This is a genomic window from Alkalimonas sp. (genome assembly GCF_020831925.1).
Taxonomy (GTDB): Bacteria; Pseudomonadota; Gammaproteobacteria; order Enterobacterales; family Alteromonadaceae; genus Alkalimonas.
Window position 1 is genome coordinate 1 of the sequence record NZ_JAFIFQ010000108.1, and the last position, 3,833, is coordinate 3,833.

At 56.8% G+C, this 3,833-nt stretch carries 4 protein-coding genes; all 4 read left to right on the forward strand.

Annotation, left to right across the window (positions count from 1 at the left end; all coding sequences use genetic code 11):
* The coding region (locus tag JJU14_RS16245) for a thiamine pyrophosphate-dependent enzyme (protein WP_228614772.1) at window positions 1–1,061 on the forward strand (1,061 nt) is incomplete at its 5' end.
* Window positions 1,058–1,312, forward strand: coding sequence for an acetolactate synthase 2 small subunit (gene ilvM, locus JJU14_RS16250; protein ID WP_228614773.1), 255 nt, complete (start codon window positions 1,058–1,060; stop codon window positions 1,310–1,312). The genes JJU14_RS16245 and ilvM, both read left to right, overlap by 4 nt.
* Window positions 1,313–1,369: 57 nt before the next feature.
* Window positions 1,370–3,220: a dihydroxy-acid dehydratase gene (gene ilvD / locus JJU14_RS16255; RefSeq protein WP_228614774.1), complete on the forward strand. Its 1,851-nt coding sequence runs from the start codon at window positions 1,370–1,372 to the stop codon at window positions 3,218–3,220.
* A gap of 270 nt (window positions 3,221–3,490) precedes the next feature.
* A partial coding sequence (locus JJU14_RS16260) for a pyridoxal-phosphate dependent enzyme (protein WP_228614775.1) occupies window positions 3,491–3,833 on the forward strand: 343 nt, incomplete at its 3' end.

A 3,833-nucleotide genomic window follows, 5' to 3' on the forward strand; every position in this document is an offset into this window, starting at 1 on the left:
AAAAGCCGATCGCCTACATAGGCGGTGGCGTGCATATGGCCGATGCCATCGCCGAGTTGCAGCAGTTTTTAACCACAAGCGCCATGCCGTCGGTCACCACCTTAAAAGCCATGGGCTCGGTGGCCAATAACAACCCTTATTATCTGGGCATGTTGGGCATGCATGGTACTCAGGCCGCCAATCTGGCGGTGCAACAATGCGATTTGCTGGTTTGTCTGGGCGCGCGTTTTGACGATCGGGTCACCGGCAAGCTGGACAGCTTTGCGCCCCACGCCAGGGTGATTCAATTGGATATCGATCCGGCCGAAATTAACAAACTGCGTCGGCCCGACTGCGCCATGCTGGGCGATATGAAGCAGGTGTTGCCTGCCATCAGCACAGCCACACACTGCCAGCCCTGGCTGCAGCACTGCCTGGCACTGAAGCAGCAACATGGCTGGCGTTACGATCATCCGGGCGAGCGCATATATGCGCCGCTATTTTTAAAGCAGCTGAGCGACCGGCTGCCGGATAACAGCGTGGTGTGCTGCGATGTCGGCCAGCATCAAATGTGGGTGGCACAGCATATGCGTTTTAACCACCCACGCAATCATTTAAGCAGTGGTGGTTTAGGCACCATGGGCTTTGGTTTACCGGCCGCTATTGGTGCCAAGCTGGCCCGGCCGCAGGATACGGTGCTGGCGGTCAGTGGCGATGGTTCCTTTATGATGAATGTGCAGGAGCTGGGTACCATCAAGCGCTTCCGGCTGCCGGTGAAAATCGTGGTCGTCGACAACCAACGCCTTGGCATGGTGAAGCAGTGGCAGCAGCTGTTCTTCAATGAGCGTTACAGCGAAACCGATTTGTCGGACAACCCGGACTTTGTTGCTTTGGCCGCTGCTTTTGCCATCCCGGGCCACACCATTACCCGCAAAGATGAAGTCGCGGATGCGCTTGAGGCCATGCTGACCTGGCCAGGCCCTTATTTGCTGCATGTACGGATTGATGAACAAGACAACGTCTGGCCCCTGGTACCACCCGGGGCTGCCAATGAAGACATGTTAACGGAGAGACCGCAATGAACCATGTACTGACCATTCATACCAAAAACCAGACGGTAGTGCTGGAGCGTTTGCTGCAGGTCACCCGCTACCGCGGCTTTCAACTAACCGGCTTGGAAATGAAACCTCAGGGTAGCCAGTCAGGCCTGTTGGTGACGCTGTCAATTGTCAGCGACAAGCCCATTCATCTGCTGACCAGTCAGCTGAACAAACTGGTCGATGTCGAACAACTGGAGCTGCACAGCGAACAACTGGCTTCGCTACGGGCCTGATTTCAACTTTTTTGCTAATGTTAACGATGCCACCAGGCATCAGGGAGTATCCACGCAATGCCAAAACTACGATCCGCCACCGTCACCGAAGGCAGAAATATGGCTGGAGCCCGGGCGCTCTGGCGCGCTACCGGCGTAAAAGACAGCGACTTCGGCAAACCCATCATCGCGGTGGTGAATTCTTTTTGTGAATTTGTCCCCGGCCATGTGCATCTGCGCGATCTGGGCAAGCTGGTCGCCGCCAGCATCGCCGAAGCAGGCGGTATCGCCAAAGAGTTTAATACTATAGCGGTGGACGATGGCATCGCCATGGGGCATGGCGGCATGCTGTACAGCTTGCCGTCGCGCGAACTGATCGCCGACTCGGTCGAGTACATGGTCAATGCCCATTGCGCCGATGCCATGGTGTGCATCTCCAACTGCGATAAGATCACCCCCGGCATGCTAATGGCCGCCATGCGGCTGAATGTGCCGGTGATTTTTGTCTCCGGCGGGCCAATGGAAGCCGGTAAAACCAAGCTATCGGATCAGATCATCAAGCTCGATCTGGTCGATGCCATGGTCTCAGCGGCCGATCCCAAGGTCAGCGACAGCGACAGCGAAGCCATTGAGCGCAGCGCCTGCCCAACCTGCGGCTCCTGCTCCGGTATGTTTACCGCCAACTCAATGAACTGCCTGGTGGAAGCGCTGGGTCTGGGTCAGCCCGGCAATGGCTCCTTACTGGCCACTCACGCCGATCGTAAAGAGCTGTTTGTTCAGGCCGGTTACCGCATTATGGAATTGTGCAACCGCTGGTACAAAGAGGACGATGCCGGCGCACTGCCTCGCAGCATTGCCAGTAAGGCCGCCTTTGAAAATGCCATGATGCTGGATATCGCCATGGGTGGTTCCACCAACACCATACTGCATTTGCTGGCGGCCGCGCAGGAGGGAGGCATTGATTTTAACATGGCAGATATTGACCAGTTATCGCGCAAAGTACCTCATCTGTGCAAAGTAGCGCCCTCCACCCAGAAATACCACATGGAAGATGTGCATCGCGCCGGTGGTGTGATTGGTATTCTGGCCGAGCTAAACCGCGCCGGCCTGCTGGATCCAAGCACCGGCCATGTTTGCGGTGGCAGCATGGCCGATGTGCTGGCCAAATGGGACATCAAAACCAGCCAGGACGACAAGGTGAAGCAGTTTTACATGGCCGGCCCGGCCGGTATCCGTACCACCCAGGCCTTTTCGCAAAGCTGCCGCTACCCAAGCGTGGATGATGATCGCGAGCAAGGCTGCATCCGCAGTAAAGAAAACGCTTACTCACAGGACGGTGGTCTGGCGGTACTGAGCGGCAATCTGGCACCCAATGGTTGCATCGTCAAAACCGCCGGGGTGGATGAAGAATGCCTGGTATTCAACGGTCGGGCGCGGATCTTTGAAAGTCAGGACAACGCCGTTGCGGCGATTCTGGCTGGCAAAGTGGTCGCCGGTGATGCCGTGATTATCCGCTACGAAGGCCCGAAAGGCGGCCCCGGCATGCAGGAAATGCTGTACCCAACCAGCTATCTGAAGTCGATGGGGCTGGGCAAGGCCTGTGCCCTGATCACCGATGGTCGTTTCTCCGGCGGTACCTCCGGCTTATCCATTGGCCACGTGTCGCCGGAAGCAGCCAGCGGTGGCGCCATTGCCCTGGTGCAGGAAGGGGATCGCATTGAGATTGATATTCCGGGCCGTACCATTGCCATTACCATCAGCGATGACGAACTGGCACAGCGCCGGGCAGCCATGGAAGCAAAAGGTGCCAAGGCCTGGAAGCCCGTAGACCGGCAGCGGGTCGTCAGCAATGCGCTGAAAGCGTACGCCATGCTGGCCAGCAGTGCCGATAAGGGCGCCGTGCGGGATTTGTCGAAGCTGGCAGACTAAGGTCTGCTGCAGGCTTCGACAGACAACAACATCGGAGCAGGCTGCAACCACAAGCTGCACACAAGGACGCCGTGAATACATCCCTGTAGGCTCGGCTCCAGCATCCATGCTGTAGACGCCTTGTTTAGCAGCTTGTGGTCTTCGCCAACGAGCCCTGTGTAGCGGCTGAAAAAGCAGCCGAGGCTCTGCATAGCAGAGACATTCATGTAGCAGCTGGAAAACAACAGAATAAACCTAGTAGCAAGCAGTCTTTCAATAAACGGAGTAGTAATGAATAACCTGGCAACAGCACAACCCACCCCGACAGATACCGATGTAATGCAGCAGTATCTGCGCGAGATTTTGCTGTCGCCGGTGTACCAGGCAGCCGTAGAAACCCCAACCCAACCAATGGCCAAACTAAGCCTGCGACTAAACCAGCAGATCTGGCTGAAGCGGGAAGACAAGCAACCGGTGTATTCGTTTAAACTGCGCGGGGCTTTTCACAAACTGCACAAAGTAAAACAGCAAAGCCCGGATGCGCGGGTAGTCTGTGCCTCAGCCGGCAATCACGCCCAAGGCGTGGCGCTATCCGCCAGCAAGCTGGGCCTGCAGGCCACCATAGTGATGCCAA